The sequence below is a fragment of the Ruegeria sp. AG6 genome, from assembly GCF_056541565.1.
Map to the genome: position 1 here is coordinate 243453 of NZ_JBQFYQ010000004.1, position 22270 is coordinate 265722.

General features: G+C 57.3%; 27 protein-coding genes. 16 read left to right on the plus strand and 11 right to left on the minus strand.

The features are described from left to right. Positions 1 to 6 precede the first annotated feature (6 nt). A complete protein-coding gene (locus ACR0I0_RS11855; RefSeq protein WP_171638194.1) occupies positions 7 to 450 on the plus strand; it encodes a low molecular weight protein-tyrosine-phosphatase in 444 nt (147 codons plus the stop codon). Here ACR0I0_RS11855 and ACR0I0_RS11860 read toward each other — a convergent pair. The 4 genes from ACR0I0_RS11860 to ACR0I0_RS11875 form a co-directional block, all read right to left on the minus strand. Continuing rightward, on the minus strand, positions 447 to 1400 hold the full coding sequence (locus ACR0I0_RS11860; RefSeq protein ID WP_480486969.1) for a LysR family transcriptional regulator: 954 nt from the start codon (positions 1398 to 1400) through the stop codon (positions 447 to 449). The genes ACR0I0_RS11855 and ACR0I0_RS11860 overlap by 4 nt on opposite strands. A gap of 65 nt (positions 1401 to 1465) precedes the next feature. After that, positions 1466 to 1774: a hypothetical protein gene (locus ACR0I0_RS11865; protein ID WP_171229650.1), complete on the minus strand. Its 309-nt coding sequence runs from the start codon at positions 1772 to 1774 to the stop codon at positions 1466 to 1468. A gap of 174 nt (positions 1775 to 1948) precedes the next feature. Then, entirely contained in the window at positions 1949 to 2455 is a 507-nt protein-coding gene (locus tag ACR0I0_RS11870; RefSeq protein ID WP_480491556.1) for a hypothetical protein, read from the minus strand. A gap of 486 nt (positions 2456 to 2941) precedes the next feature. Continuing rightward, entirely contained in the window at positions 2942 to 3070 is a 129-nt protein-coding gene (locus ACR0I0_RS11875) for a hypothetical protein (protein WP_256369018.1), read from the minus strand. Between the two features lie 119 nt (positions 3071 to 3189). Between ACR0I0_RS11875 and lepA the strand changes: the two genes are divergently transcribed. The 5 genes from lepA to ACR0I0_RS11900 all read left to right on the plus strand — a co-directional run bounded on the left by lepA (position 3190) and on the right by ACR0I0_RS11900 (position 8013). After that, a complete protein-coding gene (gene lepA, locus ACR0I0_RS11880; protein ID WP_480491558.1) occupies positions 3190 to 4989 on the plus strand; it encodes a translation elongation factor 4 in 1800 nt (599 codons plus the stop codon). 115 nt (positions 4990 to 5104) lie between these two features. After that, positions 5105 to 6364, plus strand: coding sequence for a hypothetical protein (locus ACR0I0_RS11885; RefSeq protein ID WP_480491560.1), 1260 nt, complete (start codon positions 5105 to 5107; stop codon positions 6362 to 6364). Between the two features lie 314 nt (positions 6365 to 6678). After that, complete coding sequence (locus tag ACR0I0_RS11890) at positions 6679 to 7032, plus strand: hypothetical protein (protein ID WP_171641127.1); 354 nt, start codon at positions 6679 to 6681, stop codon at positions 7030 to 7032. Positions 7033 to 7115: 83 nt separating this feature from the next. Beyond that, positions 7116 to 7436 (plus strand): hypothetical protein, encoded by a 321-nt coding sequence (locus ACR0I0_RS11895; protein WP_170345061.1) that lies wholly within the window; start codon positions 7116 to 7118, stop codon positions 7434 to 7436. 106 nt (positions 7437 to 7542) lie between these two features. Further along, complete coding sequence (locus ACR0I0_RS11900; protein ID WP_480491562.1) at positions 7543 to 8013, plus strand: hypothetical protein; 471 nt, start codon at positions 7543 to 7545, stop codon at positions 8011 to 8013. 74 nt (positions 8014 to 8087) lie between these two features. Here ACR0I0_RS11900 and ACR0I0_RS11905 read toward each other — a convergent pair whose 3' ends face one another. The 3 genes from ACR0I0_RS11905 to ACR0I0_RS11915 all read right to left on the minus strand — a co-directional run bounded on the left by ACR0I0_RS11905 (position 8088) and on the right by ACR0I0_RS11915 (position 9873). After that, positions 8088 to 8504, minus strand: coding sequence for a type II toxin-antitoxin system Phd/YefM family antitoxin (locus tag ACR0I0_RS11905; RefSeq protein WP_171724388.1), 417 nt, complete (start codon positions 8502 to 8504; stop codon positions 8088 to 8090). Positions 8505 to 9332: 828 nt separating this feature from the next. Then, positions 9333 to 9470, minus strand: coding sequence for an entericidin A/B family lipoprotein (locus ACR0I0_RS11910; RefSeq protein WP_152457342.1), 138 nt, complete (start codon positions 9468 to 9470; stop codon positions 9333 to 9335). Between the two features lie 61 nt (positions 9471 to 9531). Next, on the minus strand, positions 9532 to 9873 hold the full coding sequence (locus tag ACR0I0_RS11915; protein WP_171724387.1) for an ArsR/SmtB family transcription factor: 342 nt from the start codon (positions 9871 to 9873) through the stop codon (positions 9532 to 9534). A 368-nt stretch (positions 9874 to 10241) separates the two neighbouring features. Here ACR0I0_RS11915 and ACR0I0_RS11920 point away from each other — a divergent pair, with 368 nt between their 5' ends. The 6 genes from ACR0I0_RS11920 (at position 10242) to ACR0I0_RS11945 (ending at position 14122) form a co-directional block, all read left to right on the plus strand. Beyond that, complete coding sequence (locus tag ACR0I0_RS11920) at positions 10242 to 10874, plus strand: ATP-dependent Clp protease proteolytic subunit (protein ID WP_117869644.1); 633 nt, start codon at positions 10242 to 10244, stop codon at positions 10872 to 10874. Between the two features lie 131 nt (positions 10875 to 11005). Beyond that, entirely contained in the window at positions 11006 to 12274 is a 1269-nt protein-coding gene (gene clpX, locus ACR0I0_RS11925) for an ATP-dependent Clp protease ATP-binding subunit ClpX (RefSeq protein ID WP_152457344.1), read from the plus strand. A 193-nt stretch (positions 12275 to 12467) separates the two neighbouring features. Beyond that, the gene (locus tag ACR0I0_RS11930; protein WP_171724386.1) at positions 12468 to 12830 is read left to right on the plus strand and encodes a RidA family protein; all 363 of its coding nucleotides are present in this window, start codon (positions 12468 to 12470) and stop codon (positions 12828 to 12830) included. A 79-nt stretch (positions 12831 to 12909) separates the two neighbouring features. Further along, a complete protein-coding gene (locus tag ACR0I0_RS11935; RefSeq protein ID WP_152457346.1) occupies positions 12910 to 13293 on the plus strand; it encodes an NADH:ubiquinone oxidoreductase subunit NDUFA12 in 384 nt (127 codons plus the stop codon). Positions 13294 to 13304: 11 nt separating this feature from the next. After that, positions 13305 to 13757 carry an outer membrane lipid asymmetry maintenance protein MlaD gene (gene mlaD, locus ACR0I0_RS11940; RefSeq protein ID WP_209835006.1) on the plus strand — a complete coding sequence of 151 codons (453 nt, stop codon included), beginning with the start codon at positions 13305 to 13307 and terminating at the stop codon, positions 13755 to 13757. Then, positions 13754 to 14122: a DUF2155 domain-containing protein gene (locus ACR0I0_RS11945; RefSeq protein WP_480491565.1), complete on the plus strand. Its 369-nt coding sequence runs from the start codon at positions 13754 to 13756 to the stop codon at positions 14120 to 14122. The genes mlaD and ACR0I0_RS11945 overlap by 4 nt, the downstream gene beginning before the upstream one ends. Here the strand turns inward: ACR0I0_RS11945 and aat are convergent. From aat to ACR0I0_RS11965, 4 genes are all read right to left on the minus strand, one after another. Continuing rightward, entirely contained in the window at positions 14077 to 14709 is a 633-nt protein-coding gene (gene aat / locus ACR0I0_RS11950) for a leucyl/phenylalanyl-tRNA--protein transferase (protein WP_480491567.1), read from the minus strand. The genes ACR0I0_RS11945 and aat overlap by 46 nt on opposite strands. A gap of 48 nt (positions 14710 to 14757) precedes the next feature. After that, complete coding sequence (gene accC, locus ACR0I0_RS11955; protein WP_480491568.1) at positions 14758 to 16107, minus strand: acetyl-CoA carboxylase biotin carboxylase subunit; 1350 nt, start codon at positions 16105 to 16107, stop codon at positions 14758 to 14760. Positions 16108 to 16116: 9 nt separating this feature from the next. Next, complete coding sequence (gene accB, locus ACR0I0_RS11960) at positions 16117 to 16611, minus strand: acetyl-CoA carboxylase biotin carboxyl carrier protein (RefSeq protein WP_171638174.1); 495 nt, start codon at positions 16609 to 16611, stop codon at positions 16117 to 16119. Between the two features lie 151 nt (positions 16612 to 16762). Then, positions 16763 to 17299, minus strand: a complete 537-nt coding sequence (locus ACR0I0_RS11965; RefSeq protein ID WP_152457352.1) for a LuxR C-terminal-related transcriptional regulator — start codon at positions 17297 to 17299, stop codon at positions 16763 to 16765. A 189-nt stretch (positions 17300 to 17488) separates the two neighbouring features. Here ACR0I0_RS11965 and ACR0I0_RS11970 point away from each other — a divergent pair, with 189 nt between their 5' ends. From ACR0I0_RS11970 to ACR0I0_RS11985, 4 genes are all read left to right on the plus strand, one after another. Beyond that, on the plus strand, positions 17489 to 18781 hold the full coding sequence (locus ACR0I0_RS11970; RefSeq protein WP_480486986.1) for a helix-turn-helix domain-containing protein: 1293 nt from the start codon (positions 17489 to 17491) through the stop codon (positions 18779 to 18781). A gap of 78 nt (positions 18782 to 18859) precedes the next feature. After that, complete coding sequence (locus ACR0I0_RS11975; RefSeq protein WP_152457354.1) at positions 18860 to 19240, plus strand: response regulator transcription factor; 381 nt, start codon at positions 18860 to 18862, stop codon at positions 19238 to 19240. Beyond that, positions 19237 to 19545 (plus strand): hypothetical protein, encoded by a 309-nt coding sequence (locus tag ACR0I0_RS11980; protein WP_245218138.1) that lies wholly within the window; start codon positions 19237 to 19239, stop codon positions 19543 to 19545. Before ACR0I0_RS11975 ends, ACR0I0_RS11980 begins: the two co-directional genes overlap by 4 nt. Next, on the plus strand, positions 19545 to 22223 hold the full coding sequence (locus ACR0I0_RS11985) for a sensor histidine kinase (RefSeq protein ID WP_171638170.1): 2679 nt from the start codon (positions 19545 to 19547) through the stop codon (positions 22221 to 22223). Before ACR0I0_RS11980 ends, ACR0I0_RS11985 begins: the two co-directional genes overlap by 1 nt. Positions 22224 to 22270: the final 47 nt, after the last annotated feature.

Here is a 22270-nt window from a genome sequence, read left to right on the forward strand (position 1 = left end):
TGGTGCATGTCACACCGTATCCTCTTTGTCTGCCTGGGCAATATCTGCCGCTCGCCTGCGGCAGAGGGCGTTTTTCGCGCCCGCGCGCCACATCACGTAACCGATAGTGCCGGAACCATGGGCTGGCATGCGGGAAAACCGCCCTATGGCCCAATGCAGGCAGCTGCGAAGGTCAGGGGAATCGATCTGGGCGACCTGCGCGCGCGTCAGTTCACCGCTGCCGATTTCGACCGCTTCGACCTGATCCTGGGCATGGACGCCAACAACATCGCGGATATCGAGAATCTGCGCCCCGCCGGCAGTGACACCCCGGTGCGCCTGCTGACCGATTTCGCCCCTGAGGCCGGCGCGGATCATGTGCCTGACCCCTATTACACACGGGATTTCGATGGCGCGCTGGACCTGATCGAGGCAGCGGTTGACGGCCTTGCTGCCCATCTGGACAGTTAACCGCCGATCACCCGCAGCGATCCGCTCAGCCAGGGCAGTTTGGCCAAAGCCGGGTCAACGATCTGGTTCTGCATCAGACGCCGTGTCATGCCCGCGACCTCCTGCGGCACCTGATCGGACCAGCCCGTTCGCGCCAGCAATGATATGCTGCGCGAGAAATCCCCGAACGGGGCAGGGTGGGCCTCCAGCCCGTCATGAAAACGCGCTGCGCGCATGAAGCCCAGCGGCGTCGTGATCGCCCAACCCAGACCCCGTGCAACCATGGCCATAAGCGCCATGTGCGAGCCGATCTCGAACCGTTCCTCGAACTCCTGCGCGTCGCGCGCCATATGCGCCTCGATCTGCCGGCTGATCAGCTGCTCGCGGGCATAGCGCAGATATGGCAGGCTGTTCTGCACAGCCTCCACTCCGCCCGCCCCCTGAGGCGCAACCAGAATGAACGGATCCCGGACCAGAGGGTACTCGACCACCCCTTCCAGCACTTCTCCGCTATGGGCGGTGACGGCCATATGCAGGCGTTGTTCGGCCAAGGCCTCGAACAGATCGAGGCTCGACAAGGTGATCAGTTTGAAATTCGATCGGGTCAGACTGTCCGCCAGCAGCGTGGCCAGCCGTGGGGTCAGGTCATTGTCGAAGTCGTCGATCAATCCGATGGAGAGCGTGGTCAGATGCCCCAGATCCATGACCGACAATTCGCTTTGTGCCATTTGCAGCTCGGCCAGAACCGCCTCGGCCCGCACCAGAAAACTGCGCCCGGCCTGCGTCAGGCGCATCGGTCGGCGCCCGTGATCGACCAGTTCGGTGCCCAGAGCCTTTTCCAGATTGCGCAACTGTTGGGAAACGGATGGCTGGCTGAGCCCCGTGATCTCGGCGGCCTGTGCCACCGATCCCGTCCGCGCCAAAGCCTCGAACACCTCAAGGCCCCGCAGGGTCAGCCCTTTCATCACCATAAGATACACCTTTCGCTGCGCCTTTCTGGGGCGCAGCGTGGATCAGGTCAAGGTTTCAGAGGGGCTTAGCTGCAGATCGCCTGCGCCATCTGGCCAAAGTTCTGATACCGGTCCCACAGCGCATCGTCGCGCGCGGTCTGCGACATCTTCAACTCCTGCGCCTGATGGGGGTCGGTGAACCATTTGGCCACGGTTTTCTGATCGCTGCGGGTAAGCGCCTGATCCGCCACGCGCTGGATGCAACTGCACCGATCCCGCGTCGCCGCCGACCGGTCCGACGCCAGACACGCCCGCTTGATCTGCGCCGCATCCGCAACCGGAGCCACCGCCGTCAGCGATGCCGCACAAAATGCGATTAAGAGGAACTGTTTCATACTCGAGCCTCGTTTTTTGCCTGCCCGGAGGGATCTTGCGCCCCTCTCGGCCTGCGCGGGAGTATGAATCAAATGGGCGCGCGGATCAATCATACGTTGCGAAAAAGTGATTGCACGAGCCGGAAACGATACAATCCCGCCACCCCCGTAGGCCGGGTTTCAGCCCGGCACCGGTCAGGACAGGAGCGGGAGCCACCTTTCAATGGCCTCGATCAACGCTTCAATTTTCTCCGGGTGTTTAGCTATGTAAGCGTCAACGATCGCTGTAGTGCCTTTGGTTGAGCCTACAACGACCGCAGTGCCAACTCCTAAATTTGCCTTACCAACGCACCACTTGAGTAAGCCAAACAGTCCTGCTTTGAGTTTGCCCAGAATTGCTTCAATCCACTCACGAGCAGGGCGTTCCTCTTCCAAAGCCGTCGAGAGGTCGTCGGTCGCTTCCCAGATCAAGGTTATCGCGTCGGACAACCGTTCATCTTCGATGCTCTTAGGAGGGTTGTTCCCTCCGATGCCGTGGCGTGCTGAGGTTCTAACTGTCAGGCTACCTTTGATGTCCGATAAGGCTTTCTCGACTTCCCACCTTGCCTGAATTTCCGCAATTTCTTCAGCAACAGCTTCCGGGCCTGCGTTCCAAATACTATTGCCAGTCAAAGCAACCCGCCGCTGAAGTTCCCAGTCCAACGGTTCACCCTTCAGCATTCCCTCGTACCATTCAGCCCAAAACTCCCATGGCGTCTCGGGGGCGTTTTCGGAAAACCGCTGCGACAAGCTGGCGTACGGCTCTGGTACTGCACCATGCCACAGTTCGGTGGCAAACACCTGCTCAGTTTCATCTGGTGTCGCGGCTAGCGCAATAGCATCGGCAGATAGCGCTTGGATAATTTCGGCACCGTAGGTGAATGCGTTGGCATTGAGATCTTGAATTGTTTCGGCAGGCGTGGCGCGCGTTGCATAGAAGGTTGCGGCGACGGCAGTAGCGACGTTGGATAAGGTCGGGTCGGTTAATGTACCGTACCCGTTTTCGGTATTGGCGGCGTCGAGGGTGCCTAGAGTACTAGAGGTGATCGAAGCTATTTCTGGGTAAAGCCCAGTACCAACGAGTCCAGAAACAATATTGGCTCTAAAGCAAGCTAGAAGAAATTGCGCCTGTTCGCGGCTGCTACTTTCTTAATCTGATAAAACAAAAGCATAGGGAAGAACTTGTAAGGCTGAACGCGTCGCAAGTGCTTTCAGTGCCGTGTTTGAAAGCGAATTTAGCCAATCTTCAAACTCTTCTGGACGGGTTAAAATAACCATGTGCATTCCTGCTAATACGAGCGGTCCAATCTGCCCTCTTGAAGTTTAGCGGACAAGGCACCGAAACTCTGTCGCGTTTCTATTGACCAATCCACGATTCCTCTACATATCCCCAACCCATGACAGACCTCGCTCATATCCGCAATTTCTCCATCGTCGCGCATATCGACCATGGCAAATCCACCCTTGCTGACCGGCTCATCCAAGAGACCGGAACGGTGAAGGATCGCGACATGAAGGAACAGTTGCTCGACAGCATGGATATCGAGCGCGAGCGTGGCATCACCATCAAGGCCAACACGGTTCGCATCGACTATACCGCCGACAATGGCGAGCAATACGTGCTGAACCTGATCGACACCCCCGGCCACGTAGACTTCGCCTATGAAGTCTCGCGGTCGATGCGCGCGGTCGAGGGCTCTCTGCTGGTGGTCGACTCGACCCAAGGGGTCGAGGCGCAGACGCTGGCGAATGTCTATCAGGCCATCGACGCCGATCATGAGATCGTGCCGGTGCTCAACAAGATCGACCTGCCCGCGTCCGACTGTGACCGCGTGGCCGAACAGATCGAAGATGTGATCGGTATCGACGCGACCGACGCCATTCAGGTTTCCGCCAAAACGGGGCAGGGCATCCACGAAACTCTGGAAGCAATCGTACAGCACCTGCCCGCACCGAAGGGCAATCTGGACGCGCCTCTCAAGGCGATGCTGGTGGATTCGTGGTACGACGCCTATCTGGGCGTCATCGTTCTGGTCCGCATCATGGACGGCACGCTGAAAAAGGGGATGCGGGTCAAGTTCATGTCAAACAACACCCTGCACCATGTCGACCGTGTCGGCGTCTTCCGCCCCGAGATGCAGATGGTCGACTCGCTTGGCCCCGGCGAGATCGGATTCCTGACCGCATCCATCAAACAGGTCCGCGACACCCGCGTAGGTGACACCATCACCAATGACCGCAACGGGACCGAAGTCGCACTGCCGGGCTTCAAACCCGCGCAGCCGGTGGTGTTCTGCGGTCTGTTCCCAGTGGACAGCGCCGAATTCGAAGACCTGCGGGATGCAATCGACAAACTGGCGCTCAACGATGCCAGCTTCAGCTTTGAAATGGAAACTTCGGCCGCGCTTGGCTTTGGCTTCCGCTGCGGTTTCCTGGGCCTGCTGCATCTTGAGGTCATCCGCGACCGGATCGAACGCGAATATGATATCGAGCTCATCACCACCGCGCCGTCGGTGATCTATCACGTCTACATGAAAGACGGCGAGATGATCGAGCTGCACAACCCCGCCGACATGCCCGACCCGTCGAAGGTCGACCATATCGAGGAACCGCGCATCAAGGCGACCATTCTGGTGCCCGATGAATACCTCGGCGACGTGCTGAAACTGTGTCAGGACCGCCGCGGCATCCAGCTGGACCTGACCTATGCGGGGTCACGTGCGATGGTTGTGTACGACCTTCCCCTCAACGAAGTTGTGTTCGATTTCTATGATCGCCTGAAATCGGTAACAAAAGGTTACGCCAGCTTTGACTACCAGATGACCGGCTACACGCAGGACAATCTGGTCAAGATGTCGGTGTTGGTGAATGACGAACCCGTTGATGCGCTGTCGACCATGGTTCACCGCGACCGTGCCGAGATGCGGGGCCGGGCGATGTGCGAAAAGCTGAAGGACCTGATCCCGCGCCACATGTTCAAAATCCCGATCCAGGCCGCTATCGGAGGCAAGGTCATCGCGCGCGAGACCCTCTCGGCCCTGCGCAAGGACGTGACCGCGAAATGCTACGGCGGCGACGCCACGCGGAAACGCAAACTGCTGGACAAGCAGAAGGCGGGGAAAAAGAAGATGCGCCAGTTCGGGAAGGTGGATATCCCGCAGGAGGCATTCATATCCGCGTTGAAGATGGACAGTTAGAAGCTGTTTGAGGTTATTTTCAGGAAGCTGTGTCGAGGCATTTTTTTGATTTGGCTTCTCTACATTCGGTTCATTTAACTTGGGCGGCAAACCCCAAATCTCTGAGAGTAAACTAATGGAAGACTTCAAAATTGATTGGAGCAAAGAAGGTTCAGATCTTCTCCAAGAAATCATTCGTTGGCGAAAAACCACCATTCTGAGAAATGTGACTGCGCTAGATAAACTAAACGAACAATTAATCGAGCAAGACATATTCAATCACAAAGACTTCAAGAAAGTACGATTTAGAGTGGGAACTCAAAAGGAGTGGGGCGACAGAACCGGCGTCTCTCAAGCGACAATTGGGAACTATGAGCGCAGCGAAACGTATCCAAACAAAAACACCCGATTGAGGCTTGTTGATGCTATTAGATTTTTTAGGGAACGCGAGGCTGCAAAGCTCCAAGGTAAGCGAAACCTGGATGTTGAGCTGGATGCAGTAGAAGCAAAGAAAACGGCCGATAATTCGATACTAGATGCTGCACTTACAGACTTTCGGTTTGATGCAGAAGAACAAAGGGTAATCGCGGTACCTTTCAATCTAGATGTAGTTGAAGCCGAAATCGAAGAAATTGAGCAAGACAAAAAGGACCTGTTGGAAAGTTTAGGTTCTCAAGCTGACGATCTCGCAATTTCTTTGGAAAAAGGCGCAAACGCAAGTGTTTCGCGTATGGTTGAATCGTTAAAGTCTTACGCTAGAGAAACAGAAAAAAAGCGTCCAAACCCCCGAAAGCTGTTTCGTTTAGGGACTAATGTATTTAGGGCTTCCTCAAACGACGACATTGTTTTTGGAGTAAATGATTGGGATCGTCAATCGCTTGATGGCTTTGTGGCGGATCACAATGAGCTAATGCGGCTTCACTACAAAGAAGCATTGGCTAAAGCTCAAAAGGTGGACGCCGCTCACGTCCCGGACGACGCGGATTTGCCGAGTGGAAAAGAGTTTCAAGAAGTTGCAGAGGTTATTGAGAATGCAAAGGATAGTGATGGGCAGGCGCTCTTTGATAGCGATATTTCTACTCTCCTGAAGGATATTGGTCGCGAGATTGAAGAGCAGGCCGAGGCGGAAATACTAACAAGCGATCCAGAACGGAAGAAAGCTTTGCGCCGTAGGCGGGTAGAGGCAATCAAGAATGGCTCCATAATGCTGGGCCGTTTTTTGTTTGTTACGAGTTTCTTTATTGCCGTCGATCCCGCAGTGGCGTTGGGTACAGCGGGAAGCGTGGCGTCAATTCTTGGTTTGGTGGAATCCAGTAGCCCGGGGATTGTAAAAAAATACTACGAAAAAATTAGAGCCGCGCTCCCATTTCTCCCGAGGTTGCCCGGGTCTAAGTAAAATACCTCATGGTGATTTTGGCCAGAGTTCTGGGTTAAAGTGTGAACTCTTGCCCGGCGGCACCGCCGGGCCGCGCCGACCCGCCCCCCGTTAAACCAGATGTTAGCCTTCGAAAAACCGGGCGGCGCGTTTGCGCCCCCGGGGCTCCGCCCGTTCGCGGCTGAATTCGTCCACTGGACGAATTCCGAGACGCCGCTCATCCCCTCGGGTCGGCGCGGCCCTCGGTTCTACCCGACCCCCCCCAATTTCTGAAATCCAGCCAAAAGTGCTAGACTCCCCGCATTCCAAACAGATTTTTCAAAGGGGGAAGTGTTATGGACCCGCAATTGCGTTCCGAGATTTCGATGCGCCGTCTTGACCATTATTACGACGTCATGCGCACCTCGATCTTTGCCTATGTCGCCATCGCCGCGGTCATTGGGTTTGGGGCCGAAGGAGTTGCTCTGCCGCTGATCGTGCTGGTGCTTGTGATCACCACCTATGGTGTTCTGGCGGGCAAGACCGCGCTGGAAGATGTTGAAAACCTGCGCGGCGACATGACCGAGGAGTTTGCGCAGACCAGCTTTGCCCAAGGATTGAAGGCGCGTAACCTGAAAGGGCTGATCCTGACGTCGAATGTGTTGCTGGGTCTGATTGGGCTGTCCGAACTCATCGCAATCGTGTTCTGACCGAAGTCTGTGATCAACCTCACAGCTTCAACTTCGCCCACCTGCTAATGTTGACGCGACGGCAACCTCGGCAGGAGGCCCTTATGTCCACATCGCTCATCCCTCTCATCGCCCTCGGGTCGGCGGGTCTTTATTCCGTTGCCATGATCTCGATGAAGTTCTGGTGGAAAATTCCCGGTGTTGGCCTGACCCTTCTGATTGTTGCCACGCTGCTGGCCGCCGCGACGCTGGAACTTGCCGCGCTTCGCAACGAACGGTTGGGCATCATCTATACCGGCATTCTGGGGGCCGAGGTCGTGCTGATCGCCATCGCCTCGTATTTCCTGTTTGGCGAGAACTTTTCCTATCGCGAGGGGATTGGCATCGCGCTGGTCATTGTCGGGACAGCTTTGGCCTGGGCCTGAAACTCCATTCTAAGCCCCCGCTGAACCAATCATGAAGTTTCCCTTAAGTAAGTTGTAACCGGTTCGGGCGGTCCCAATCTGTTGACCAGACAGAAGGAGAGAGCCCATGACCAGATACATGACTGCCGGAGCAGCCGCTTTGGCCACGACCCTCGCCCTTGGAACGGCCGCGCTGGCCGATACCACGCCCGACCTGCGCGGCACCTGGCTGGGGTCTTACACGACCGTTCAGCCCAGCCATTACTACAAAGGCGATCAGCCCCGGTTCAATCAGGCCGAATGGATGCTGGATGTGCAGCTTCAGGACGGCAACGTTTTCTGGGGGCACAGCAAATGGCGTCGCGATGGCGTTTCCGACTGGAATGAATACGAGGCCACCGGCACCATCAGCCTCGATGGGACGGGCAGCATCGGCATCGTCGAAACCTCACCTCTGCTGATCGGCGCGAATGCGTTGATCGATGCGCGGTACGAAGATGGCAAGATCTTTGCAGATTTCCGTAGCCTGCGGAACGGAACGACCTACAGCACCGTTCTGGAACGTCAGGTGAACACTGTCCGGCCCGGACGATTGTAGGGGGTAAGTATCGCTGCTGCAATTTTGACTGCGGCGGAGGTTAGTAGGTTGCCACGTGCGGGTCGGACCGCTTCTCAAAAACGGAACAATCGTCTCCACAGCGCGGAGACGGGCCGGGCGGCCAGTTCACCGCCTGCGATAGGAACCAGACCACCCCGCGCAAGAATGCGGCGTTCCTCGGCGCGGGTCATCTGGATCTCGCGAACCTTCAGCGCGGCTTCGCGCGCGGTGACATAGCTGCCGTCCGGTCCCGGTTCCATTCCGGGGATGTTGCGTCCCCGCGACCACATTCCGCGAATGCCCGACAGCGGGTGTTTCCACCCGATCTCGTCATCATCCTGCAAATGCCAGATCCGCTTCGCTTCTGCGACCGAGACCAGAGCGGCCAGCGGTTTGCCGTGCCGGGTCAGTATGATCACTTCGCGCGGGTCCTGTGCGCGGGTGACCAAAGCGCCCAAATGGGCGCGCGCATGGGAAATGGTGCAACGCATCGGCGAATCTCCGTATGTACGATTCGAAAGATTGGTGGTCCGAGAGTTGTACAAACCCCGCAATTCTCAACTAATGGCGCGTGCGGTGGCCTTTGCGCCCGCAGCATTGGGCCAAAAGCCGGGCTCAGGTTCAGGCCTGAAAATGTCCCGGGACAAACATGCGTGGAGTCGAAACTTCTCGGATTATCCACAAAGATTTCCCGGCAGATACCAACAATTTATCCCCGTCTAATTTTCATGCTGCAGTGCTATTTTCTTGTCAGATACAAGGCGTGCTGCAACAGTCTGTACACCACACAGGTTCTTCGGAACCGAAGGTGGGACGCAAAGGCCCGGGGGTCTTGGCAGAGAGACTGGATCTTAGGATTTGCGTTGAACTGCAATGGCTTACCGGTGGGTGATCAGCTGAACGAGGGTTTCGTGCCCAAGTCGGATGGCCACTTTCTCAGAAGGCCGATGCACGCTGTGATGTCTCTTCGGGGACAATGCAGCCGCTGCAGTCTCTCTGGGGGCTGTAGCAACTGGATCGGGTGCTCTTCGGAGCGCATCGACCCGGTAAGGCGTCAGGAGTGTCCGAAAGGACGCATGCAAAGACCGCGTCTGCGCACCTGGCGCCTTTTCCTTTGCCGGATTTCGGTTTCATACAGGCTACCACTCACCCCTGCCGAAAGGGACCGGGGCTCTTCTGCGTGTGCGAAAGAGCCCCGATTTAGCGTCAGATGATGCAATGCCGCGTCTATGCACCTGTAAGGGAAAGCTACCGCGGCATGCCATGTCTTTCAACTACATATTGAGAGAAGGCCCGCGCGCGGCGCAAAATAAAGTGTATTACAGGCTTTCCTGCACGTCGGTTGCTGCGCCTTGGATGGCATCTCCGGCTTTTTCGATATCCTTGCCGGCGCCTTTGGCGGTTTCGCAGGCAGTCAGTGCAAACAGGCTCAGGCCCATCAGAATTACGCGGATCATGTTCGTCTCCTTGGTGCTCGATTATTTTTCGGTAGCACCTTTTTTCAGCCGGAGCCAGTTCCTAGGTCGGGCCGTCGCTGCAGAAGAGCTCGTAAACGACTTCGAGCATGCGGCGGGGACGATCATCCGCCAGACGATAGTAGATGGCTTTACCTTCCCTGCGAGGTATCACCAACCCTTCAAGTCGCAGACGGGAAAGTTGCTGTGATACAGCGGCTTGCCTGGCGGACAGCAATTCTTCCAGTTCGGTGACGGATTTTTCACCGGACACCAGATGGCAGAGGATCATCAATCTGCCTTCGTGGCTTATCGCTTTGAGAAAATTAGAGGCGCGTGTCGCGTTGGTGACCATGCGGTCAAAATCTTCTTTTGACATGTCCTGGGACAGCTGAGGAAGTGCCATCGATTGAGTTCCTTGCAAACCCGTTGGCCGGGCGTTGTTTCCGTAACGTAAAGAGACGTGAGTGTAAGACCCTTCAGTACATGTTTCGTACATTCATTTCTATATGTATGAATCAAAATAGCGTGATGTATGAAAGGGGAATTCGGATTGAACGTTCCCGCAACGCGAGGGGGCAGATGATTCACTTTAAGGCGATCTGCTGATCGTTGCCGGAAACAACAGATGGTTCGCCTTGACGATTGATGATGATCCACATTCGGTCAGCGTTCTCACTTGCCCCCCTTGCAGCCCCCCTTAGCCGACACTAAGACTCAGGTAACACTTGTTGGGATATTGTCCCGATCCATAGCTAAACAGGCAGGTTACGAATGTTCGATCCCGTAGAAACCTACATGAATACACTTGTTCCCATGGTCGTTGAGCAGACCAGCCGGGGCGAGCGCGCCTATGATATTTTCTCCCGCCTGCTGAAAGAGCGGATCATATTCATCAACGGACCGATTCATGATGGGATGAGCCATCTTGTTGTGGCGCAATTGCTGCACCTCGAAGCTGAAAACCCCAACAAGGAAATCTCGATCTACATCAACTCGCCCGGCGGAGTGGTAACCAGCGGTTTGTCGATTTACGACACAATGCAATATATCAAGCCGAAATGTTCCACATTGGTGATCGGTCAGGCGGCCTCGATGGGCTCGGTCCTGCTCGCCGGGGGCGAGAAGGGAATGCGCTTTTCACTGCCCAACAGCCGCATCATGGTGCACCAGCCCAGTGGCGGGTACCAGGGCCAGGCCAGTGACATCATGATTCACGCGGCCGAAACCCAAAAGCTGAAGGATCGCCTGTATGACATCTACGTACGTCATACGGGGCAGACGAAAAAGGCGGTCGAAAAAGCGCTGGATCGTGACAATTTCATGAGCCCGGAAGAGGCCAAGGAATGGGGTCACATCGATGAGATCGTTGAAAATCGAGCGAAAATGGACACGGAAGAGGCCTGAGGCCGATACCCCGCGTCACCGGCGCGGGGGTCATTTTGAGATTGTAGCCGCCAGAGTGCTGGCCTAAGCTGCACACACAGGTGTAAGCGTCCCCGAAAAGGGGCGCAGGGACGAAGCCCGAAAGGTAGATCATGGCGACGAATTCAGGCGGCGATGGGAAAAACACGCTCTACTGCAGCTTCTGCGGCAAAAGCCAGCATGAGGTCCGTAAGCTGATCGCAGGCCCCACGGTTTTCATCTGTGATGAATGTGTTGAGCTGTGCATGGACATCATCCGCGAAGAGACCAAGGCCAGCGGACTGAAGTCATCTGACGGCGTTCCGACGCCAAAGGATATCTGCGAAGTTCTGGACGATTATGTAATCGGTCAGGCCACGGCAAAGCGGGTTCTGTCAGTTGCCGTTCACAACCATTACAAGCGTTTGAACCACGCACAGAAAGCGGGCAGCGATATCGAACTGGCAAAGTCGAATATCCTGCTGATCGGTCCGACCGGTTGCGGTAAAACGCTGCTGGCGCAAACGCTGGCGCGTATTCTGGACGTGCCGTTTACCATGGCTGACGCGACGACCCTGACCGAAGCCGGCTATGTTGGTGAGGATGTCGAAAACATCATTCTCAAGCTGTTGCAGGCGAGTGAGTACAACGTCGAACGCGCGCAGCGCGGCATCGTCTATATCGATGAGGTCGACAAGATTACCCGCAAATCCGAAAACCCCTCAATCACGCGTGACGTGTCGGGTGAGGGCGTGCAGCAGGCATTGCTGAAACTGATGGAAGGGACAGTGGCCAGCGTCCCCCCACAGGGTGGCCGCAAGCATCCTCAGCAGGAATTCCTGCAAGTGGACACGACGAACATTCTGTTCATCTGTGGCGGTGCATTTGCGGGTCTGGACAAGATCATCGCGCAACGTGGCAAAGGCTCGGCCATGGGCTTTGGCGCCGATGTGCGCGACAATGACGACCGCGGTGTAGGCGAGATATTCAAAGATCTGGAACCCGAGGATCTGCTGAAATTCGGACTGATCCCGGAATTCGTCGGTCGTCTGCCGGTTCTGGCGACGCTTGAGGATCTGGATGAAGACGCGCTGGTGACCATCCTGACCAAACCCAAGAACGCATTGGTCAAGCAATACCAGCGTTTGTTCGAACTGGAAGATGTTGAACTGGCCTTTACGGATGATGCCTTGAAAGCAATCGCCAAAAAGGCCATCGAGCGCAAAACCGGCGCGCGCGGCCTGCGGTCTATTCTCGAGGATATTCTGCTGGACACCATGTTCGAACTGCCGGGCATGAAAAATGTCAGCGAGGTTGTGGTGAACGAAGAGGCGGTGATGTCCGACGCGCAGCCGCTGTTCATCTATGCCGATGCGGCCAAGGAATCGGCCTCGGCGGGCTGAGGCCGGGCTTTTACCGCGACGGTGGGACTTCACTTGAACCGGTTCAGGGGGCTCTGCCCCCGCTGCCCTTCGGGCATCCCCCCGGGATATTTTTAGCCAGATGAAGCTGTGGATCCGTCGCTCGCACGCGAAGTCATGCGTGGTCAGGCGGCGGAAGCTTAAGCAAGTTTTCGAACATCAAAGGTGACGGATTATGGCAGTGCAGCGCATTTCTTCGGGTGGTGAGTTCGAAGCCAAGGTCGGGTACTGCCGCGCAGTGGTTGCGGGCGGCTGGGTTCATGTCGCCGGGACCGTCGGGCGGGGCGAGGACGTGGTGGCGCAATGCCGGTCTGCGCTGGACATCATCGGCAAGGCGCTGGCTGAGGCAGGCGCAGGCTTTGACGATGTGGTTCGGGTCACCTACATGTTGCCGGACCGCAACGAGTTTGAGCCGTGCTGGCCGATCCTGGCCGAGACTTTTGGCGCCAATCCACCGGCTGCGACGATGATCGAATGCGGTTTGATTGATCCGAAATACAGGATTGAGATCGAAGTGACCGCCTTTTTGCCGGAGTGACGCAGGTGGTATCAGGGGCACTGGACCTTGGCGGGCCTTTGGTCCATACCTTTCTTCGACGAAATGCCGGAGGCACCCGATGGGAATCCTGAACAGTCTTTTGCGAGCCGTGACCTGGTGGAATGGGTCAACTTTGAACACTCAGATCTACACTGCACGCAAGGGCGTGAAAGTGGGCGAAGACAATGAAGGCAACGTGTTTTACCGCAATGCTGATGACAGCAAGCGTTGGGTTATCTTCAATGGCGAGGCCGAAGCCAGCCGGGTTGATCCTGAATGGCATGGTTGGTTGCATCGCACTTGGGACGAGCCTCCGACAGATAAACCGCTGCCGCATAAATCCTGGGAAAAACCACATCAGGAAAACCTGACCGGCACCGCGCTGGCCTATGCTCCTGCCGGATCTCTGCGTCGCGCGGAACCGGTTGAACGTAAGGACTATGAGGCCTGGAGCCCGGAATAAACGAGGCGATAATGTCGACCCATAACTGGACCGAAGTTCTTGTCGGCGGCGTCGTATTGGCCGGTGCCTTTGCATTTGGTGTCTATGCCAGCCAATCGACGGGCTTGTCGCAAGGTGCCGCTGGATATGAACTGGGCGCGTCTTTCAGATCTCTGGAGGGGGTGGGTGTCGGTACGGATGTGCGCCTTGCGGGCGTCAAGATCGGGACCGTGACGGGCGTCACCCTGAACCCGGATACCTACCGCGCTGACACGACTTTCACGATTGCAGACGGCATTCTGGTGCCGGACGACAGTGCCATTGTCATTTCCTCAGAAGGTTTGCTGGGGGGCAATTTCGTCGAGGTGATGCCAGGTGGGTCACCATTCTACTTTGATCCCGGCGACGAGATCGAGGATACGCAGGGCGCGGTCAGCCTGATTTCGCTGCTGGTCAAGTTCGTAGCCGGAGACGGCAGCGAATGATGCGCGCCACGATTCTTGCCTTGTTGCTGGCCGCCACAGGTGCGGCCGCGCAGCAGAAAGTTCAATCTGGGCCCGGGGCAATGCTGCGGGGCCTGGACAAGGTGAACGGCCAGACTGTCGATGTTGAATTGCAGACCGGCGCGACGGCAGCGATTTTTGGGCTGGATGTTGCCTTGGGAGATTGCCGTTTTCCCGTTGACAATCCAACGGGTGACGCATTCGCCTATCTGACCATCTGGGAGAGTGGGAAGGCCGATCAGCTGTTTGACGGTTGGATGATCGCAACCTCCCCTGCATTGAATGCGCTGGATCACGCGCGTTATGACGTTTGGGTCATACGGTGTATCATACCCGCCGCCGATTGATTCAGCGGCACCGAGAAATCGGCGCTGTGGTTCAAGGCCTTTTCCAGCTCTTTCTTGTAGGCGCCGCGCGGAATTTCGATTGCGCCCAAAGAGGCCAGGTGCGCGGTCAAAAACTGCGTGTCAAACAGACGGAACCCGGTTTGCCTCAGGCGGTCCACAAGATAGGCGAGGGCGATCTTCGAGGCGTCTTTGCGTCTTGAAAACATGCTTTCGCCGAAGAATGCTGCGCCCAGGGTCACGCCATAGACGCCGCCCACCAGCGTGTTGTTTTCCCAGACTTCCAGTGAATGCGCATACCCTGTTTGGTGCAGCTGGCGGTACAGGTCATTAAGTTCGGCGTTGATCCAGGTATCTGCCCTGTCGGCGCACCCGTCGACGACGCCGGAAAAGTCCTGGTCGATCGAGATATCGAACCCGCAGTTTCGGATACGGCGCGCCAGGCTTCGAGAAATGTGGAAACTGTCCAATGGAAAGACGCCGCGAAACTTGGGATCGACCCAAAACAGGTCGGGGTCATCGCGATGCTCGGCCATCGGAAAGATACCGATGGAATAGCCATGCAACAAAAGTTCTGGGGACAGGCTCATGTCAGGTATGAGGCAACCGGAGGGCAGGCGCCCTCCGGTCCTTGGTGACTATTGTTCCATGTTCTCCGCAAGCCAGCGCTCCAGCCAGTGGATGTTGTAGTCGCCGGTGTGCAGATCGGGTTCCTGCAGCAGTGCGTGGAACAGAGGGACCGTGGTATCGATACCGTCGACAATCAATTCCCCCAGTGCGCGTTCCAGTCGGGCCAGCGCTTCGGCCCGGTCACGACCCTGCACGATCAGCTTGGCGATCAGAGAGTCATAATAGGGTGGAATCGAATACCCGTCATAGAGAGCCGAGTCCATTCGAACACCAAGGCCCCCCGGCGCGTGATAGGCCGTGATCTTGCCGGGGCAGGGTGAAAATTTCGGCAGCTTTTCGGCGTTGATCCGAACCTCGATGGCGTGGCCGTTGATTTCCAGATCGTCCTGACCGAACGACATCTGTTCACCCGCTGCGACAAGGATTTGTTCGCGCACCAGATCGACGCCAAAGATACCTTCGGTGACCGGATGTTCCACCTGAAGGCGGGTGTTCATTTCGATGAAATAGAACTCGCCATTTTCGTAGAGGAACTCGATGGTGCCGGCGCCGATATAATTGATTTTCGCGACCGCATCCGCGCAGATCTTGCCGATCCTGGCGCGTTCTTCGGGTGTGATGCAGGGGCCCGGGGCCTCTTCGAACACCTTCTGGTGGCGCCGCTGAAGCGAACAATCCCGTTCGCCCAGATGAACAGCCTTGCCTTTCCCGTCGCCAAACACCTGAATTTCGATGTGGCGCGGCGTGGTCAGGTATTTCTCGATATAGACTTCGTCATTGCCAAAGGCGGCCTTGCCCTCGGCCCGCGCAGTCATGAAGGCGCTTTCCATTTCGTCAGCGTTCATCGCAACTTTCATACCGCGACCGCCGCCGCCTGCGGTAGCCTTGATGATGACCGGATAGCCGAATTCCTCACCGATCTTCTTGGCCGTCGCAAGATCAGGCACGCCGCCGTCTGATCCCGGCACGCAAGGCACTCCCAGCGCCTTCATCGTGTCCTTGGCAGTGATCTTGTCGCCCATGACGCGGATGTGTTCTGCGGTGGGGCCGATGAACGTGATGTCGTGATCTTCGACGATCTGCACGAACTCGGCATTCTCGGACAGGAAGCCATAGCCAGGGTGGATCGCCTGCGCACCGGTGATTTCACAGGCCGATATGATCGCGGGCACGGACAGGTAACTCTGGGGGCTGGGCGGGGGGCCGATGCAGACCGATTCGTCCGCCATGCGCACATGCATTGCGTCGCTATCCGCGGTGGAGTGGACGGCAACCGTCTTTATCCCCATCTCGCGGGCAGCGCGGATGACGCGCAGGGCGATCTCGCCTCGGTTGGCAATCAGGATCTTGTCGAACATGGGCCCGCCTTACTCGATGATGACCAGAGGTGTGCCAAACTCCACAGCGTCGCCATCGCCGACCAGAACACGCTTGATCGTGCCCGACTTGGGCGCGTGGATGTGGTTCATGGTCTTCATCGCTTCGACGATCAGCAGCGTGTCGCCTTCGGAAACGGAAGCGCCGACCGAGATAAATGCGGGCGCGCCGGGCTCGGGCTGCATGTAGACGGTTCCAACCATGGGAGAGGTCACAGCACCAGGGTGGCTGGCCGGATCTTCCTGAGCGGCAGGGGCTTCGGCCACGGCAGGCGCAGCCGCAGCGGCAGGAGCTGGTGCTGCCGCAGGCACGGCAACCTGAACTGGTGCAGCTGCGGCCTGTGTCATGCGGCTTACGCGCACGTTCAGGCTGTCTTCCTCGCCATATTCGCGCTTGACCTGCAATTCGGTCAGGTCATTGTCACGCAGCAACTCGGCCAGAGCCTTGATGAATGCCACATCCGCTTCGTGTTTGGTGTCTGTCATGAGTGTCCTCGACGGTTCCCCTTTGGCCCGTCTGTTTCTTGCGGGCTCTGATCAAATTACGCAGGGTTATAGGCTAAGCGGCGGTGCATGAAAAGCGCCGACTCGCACCATCACAGGCGGGAATCCCGCATAATTTAAAGGGGCGGACAGGTTACAGAGGCATCCCTGACAATTTGGCGACAAGCTCGGACAGTTTGCGGGCGCCGAATTTCTCAAGCAGACGGGCGCGATAGGCTTCGATTGTGCGGTAACTCAGGCCCAGTTCAGCACCGATTTCCTTGGCGGACAGGCCACGGCAGGACAGGATCGCCACTTCGCGTTCTCGAACGGTCAATTCGACAAGGGGACGTTCTTCCGAGATGTCGGAAAAGCTCCAGATTCCATGGCGGAAAGGGTCATCGGGCGTCAAAGAGCGGCCACGGGCGCGGCACCAGAACAGATCACCATTGCGGCGCCGCATGACGCGTTCATCCGTGTAGTACCCGGTGTCTCGCATCACTTGCAGGCTGCGTTCCCCGATCCTCTCCCAATCCGCGACCGAGGGATAGAGATGCAACAGCGGCATGTTGCGGTAATCGGCCTCTTCCCCGCCGAAAGTGCGGGCGAATTGCAGATTGCAGCGTCTGATGATCCGGTTTTCCAGTTCAACAAGCCCGATCGGTGCATATTCAAAGGCGGGGTCACTCATCCGCTTATCGTGCCGGGAAACCACGCGGAATTGAAGGGGAGATGCGGTTTCTTGTGGCCATTGATGCGCATTGGCGGCTGCCGCTTTTGTTAAGGTTGTAAATATGGTTTGAAAATATCTCGGTAAACTAGCGAAACACATGATATGTTCTGAAAAAAGTGGCTGAAGCCTTGTCAGGAGAATACGATCATGCGCGATATGTTGACGGGAAGCCGTATTCGGGAAAGACGGCAGATTGCCGGGCTTCGGCAAGCGGAACTTGCCCGCCTTGCCGGGATATCCGCGTCCTACCTGAACCTGATCGAACATAACCGCCGCCGGATAGGTGGCAAATTGCTGGTGGATATAGCGTCAGCGCTTTCCGTCGAACCCTCTGTCCTGACACAGGGGATCGAGGCAACCCTCGTGTCGGCCTTGCGGGAAGCGGCGGATGACGCCGTCGGGCAGCAGGCCGAAGTGGACGGGCTGGAAGAATTTGCCGGGCGCTTTCCCGGATGGGCCGGGGTTCTTGCGCAGATGCACCGCCGGGTTGTTTCGCTTGAGCGGAATGTCGAGATCTTGTCGGACCGCCTGACTCATGACCCGCATCTTGCGGCATCAATGCACGAAGTGCTGTCAACGGCGGCGGCGATTCGTTCAACAGCGGCAATTCTTGCAGACACAGAGGACATCGAAGCAGAGTGGCGGGAACGGTTTCACAAAAACCTGCACCAGGATGCAGAGCGGCTGGCCGGGAGTTCAAAGGCACTTGTAACCTTTTTGGACGAAAGCGACTCGTCAATTGATCCGCGCGGTGTTCCGCTTGAAGAGGTCGAAGCGTTCTTCGAATCCCGCAGGTACAGTTTTCCGGAATTGGAACAGGGCGAGGACGTGGATGCCGTTGATCTGAGCAGTCTCAACACGTCGGCTGCCCGAACTGTGGCGCGTGAAGTTCTGAAGATGTATCGCGATGATGCAATCGCTTTGCCGCTGGATGCGCTTCGATCGAGCCTGCAAAAAGGCGACACGGATCCCATTGCGTTGGCTTATCGCTTTTCCGTGGACGTCGCCACCGTTCTGCGTCGATTGGCGTTCATACCCGATGACGTGTTGCCGCAGCCGGTTGGCATGGTGCTGTGCGATGCATCCGGCAGCGTATTGTTCATCAAGCCGATTCCGGGCTTTGCTTTGGCGCGGCATGGTGAGGTTTGCCCGCTGTGGCCGTTGTTCACGGCTTTGAGCCGCCCACTTGTTCCGGTGCGCAAGCAGGTTGTCCAGATGGGGCGGACCCCGGCTGAATTCGAATGCTTCGCCTATGCTTGGCCTTATGCGGTATTGGGGTATGATCAGGATCCCGTTTATCGCTCGGTTATGCTGGTCCGTTCGGGCAACGAGGCGGCAGGTGCCGCTCCGGTCACGCAAGTCGGACCAAACTGCCGCGTCTGTCCCAGCAATGCTTGCGAGGCCCGCCGCGAACCGTCGATTTTGAGCGAAGGCTTTTGACACTTTCCCGACAGAAGGCTTAATCTGGCGGGGACCGATCTGAGGATGGAGGAACGGTCTTGGGGAGGAACTGAAAATATGAGCCGTAAGGTTCTGTTAATCGAGGACGAGCCGAACATTGCCGAAGCTATCCGGTTTCTGCTGACCCGCGAGGGATGGCAGGTGGACACGCATGGCGATGGCACGGATGCGGTTCAGGTGATTCAGAGGGCACAGCCCGATCTGGTCATTCTGGACGTCATGCTGCCGGGCAAGAGTGGCATGGATATCCTGCGGGACATCCGAGAGATGGAAGAGCTGGCAGGTTTGCCGGTTTTGATGCTGACGGCGCGCGGTCAATCGCGCGACAGGGAAATGGCGGAAAACGCTGGTGTCAGCCGTTTCATGACCAAACCGTTTTCCAATGCCGAAGTTCTGACGGCTGTGCGCGATCTTCACGCGCAGGCGACGCGAATATGATGTCTGGCGAGGGCAAAAAGGGCGCACCACAGGGCGCACGCCCCTCGCTTTTTCTCGAACGTCAAAGCTATCGCCGACGTAGGCTGGCGGATGCGGCGCGGCTGCTGCCATTCTTGGGGGCGGCGCTGCTGGCGCTTCCGTTGCTGTGGCCCGATCAGCCCGGCAAGGGCGAGGCTGTCCCCTTGTCTTCAGCAATGTATTACATCTTTGTCTGCTGGGGCGCTCTGATCGTGGTTGGGTTGGTTTTTGGAATTGCCGCCCGCCGTTTGGGCGTGCGCGAGGATCAAGACGCGGACGCTGAGTGATGGCAACCATTAACACGCTGATCCTGGTTTGCCTTGGCTATGTCATCTTCTTGTTCGCCGTGGCTTTCGCCGCCGATCGGATGGCTGCGGCAGGGCGGGGCAAGTGGCTGCGCTCGCCCCTGATCTATACCTTGTCGCTGTCGATCTATTGCACGGCATGGACGTTCTATGGTGCGGTGGGCAATGCCGCGCGGTCCGGGTTGGAGTTTGTAACGATTTACCTTGGCCCAACCCTGGTGATGGTCAGTTGGTGGTGGGGACTGCGCAAACTGGTGAGGGTCGGGCGCAGTCAGCGGGTGACCTCTATCGCGGACCTGTTGTCATCGCGCTATGGCAAGTCGAACACGCTTGCCGTGTGTGTGACCATTCTTGCCGTGCTTGGCGGAACACCCTACATCGCGCTCCAGTTGCAATCAATCACCTTGTCCTTTTCGATTTTTGCCGAAGCCGATTCATCGGGTCTGTACCGCGAAGGGTCCAGTGTATTCTGGATGGCAGCGGGGCTTGCGGTGTTCGCAATTCTTTTCGGCACGCGCAATCTGGACGTGAACGAGCGCCACCACGGTGTGGTCACCGCCATTGCAGTGGAGGCCGTTGTCAAATTGTTTGCTCTTATCGCCGTGGGCGTTTTCGTAGTGTGGGGCATTGCCGGTGGCGTTGGCCCGATGATGGATAGGATAGATGCCTCGGAAATCGGAGAGTGGAACGTCGATGCCGGGCGCTGGACGACTTTCATATTCCTGTCCGCCGCGGCCTTTATCTGCCTGCCGCGCATGTTTCAGGTTATGGTGGTCGAAAATGATGACGAAAGCCATCTGCGAACCGCCGCCTGGGCGTTTCCGCTCTATCTGCTTTTGATGAGCCTTTTTGTCGTGCCAATTGCCGTCGTTGGTCTGGACCTGTTGCCAGAAGGGGCCAATCCCGATCTGTTCGTGCTGACGGTGCCGCTGTCGCAGGGCAATGACTGGTTGGCCATGCTGTCCTTTATCGGCGGGTTTTCGTCCGCAACGTCGATGGTCATCGTCAGCGCAATGGCCTTGTCTACGATGGTCTCGAACCATGTGGTCATGCCCATTTGGTTGAACACGCATGAGGGTACGGGCTCGGTCTCGGGCGATGTGCGCAGCATCGTTCTGGTTGCGCGCCGCGTGTCCATCGCCGTGATCATGGCGTTGGGTTACTTTTACTATCGGTTGTCCGGTGGGGGTGCGGCACTGGCCTCGATCGGATTGATTGCCTTTGCCGGAATTTCACAGATTCTGCCTGCTTTGGTCGGGGGATTGTTCTGGCGCGGAGCAACCCGGACAGGGGCGCTGGTCGGGTTGAGCGTCGGTTTCGCACTTTGGATATATACGCTTTTGTTGCCAGGTATGGGCGCGCCGTGGATGCCGGAGGCCGTCATGCAGAATGGGCTGTTCGGCCTTGCTTGGTTGCGTCCTCATGCCCTGTTCGGGATAGAAGGGATCGATCCGATGGTCCATACCGTGATGTGGTCCCTGTCCCTGAACACCATTGCCTTTTGCATAGCGTCCCTTCTGAGCTTTCCCAGCCCTCTGGAGCGTTTGCAGGGTGCGCAATTCGTCAATGTTTTTGACCACTCGGTTTCACCTGGTGGCTGGTCCGGCTCGGTTGCGCAAAGCGAAGACCTGATGATCATGACACAGCGTATTCTGGGCACCGCGCCAGCGCAGGAGTTCTTTCAGGCAGAGGCTGAAAAACAGGGCGGCCGGTCGCATATGCCGGAACCGACCCCGGGTTTCCTGAACCGGCTGGAGCGAGAGTTGAGCGGGTCGGTCGGCACCGCCACGGCGCATGCGATGATTGCCCAAATCGTCGGAGGGTCTTCAGTTTCCGTAGAAGATCTGCTGGCGGTGGCGGATGAATCGGCGCAGCTTCTGGAGTATTCGGGGAAGTTGGAAGAGAAGTCGTCGGAATTGTCCCGTACGGCGCGCCAATTGCGCGAAGCAAACACCAAGCTTACGCAGATTTCCGAACAAAAAGACAGCTTCCTGAGCCAGGTCAGTCACGAGTTGCGCACGCCGATGACCTCGATCCGAGCATTTTCCGAGATCATGCGGGATACAGAGGGCCTGAGCCGTGAGGAACAGACCCGTTATGCCGCAATCATTCACGATGAGGCCTTGCGCCTGACCCGGCTTCTCGACGATCTGCTGGACCTGAGCGTGCTGGAAAACGGGCAGGTCAATCTGAACCTCAGCGATGACAGTTTGCGTTCGGTTCTGGACCGGGCGGTGTCCAGCGCGCTGGCCGGAGCAGAGCGGAAAATCACGGTTCGCCGGACTCTTACGGCCGAGCGAATGTCCCTGCATACGGATCTGGACCGGTTGGGGCAGGTGTTCATCAACCTGATCTCGAACGCACAGAAATACTGTGACGCGGAAGAACCGGTATTGGTCATTTCAGCCCACGACGTCGGCGGCAGGGTCATCATAGATTTCATCGACAACGGCAGCGGCATTCCACCCGGCGCGCGTTCGATGGTGTTCGAGAAATTTGCCCGTGTCGGGGTCGACAAGGCAGGGGGCGCAGGTCTGGGTTTGGCTATTTGCCGTGAGATCATGCAACGGTTGGGCGGTGAGATCACATATTTGCCCGGGCAGGGCGGTGCGGCGTTCCGGGTCAGCTTGCCTTTGGCTTTCCAGCAGGCCGCGCAATGACACGGCCATAAAGAACTTCGTAACGCTCGGCAGGGTAAATCAATAGC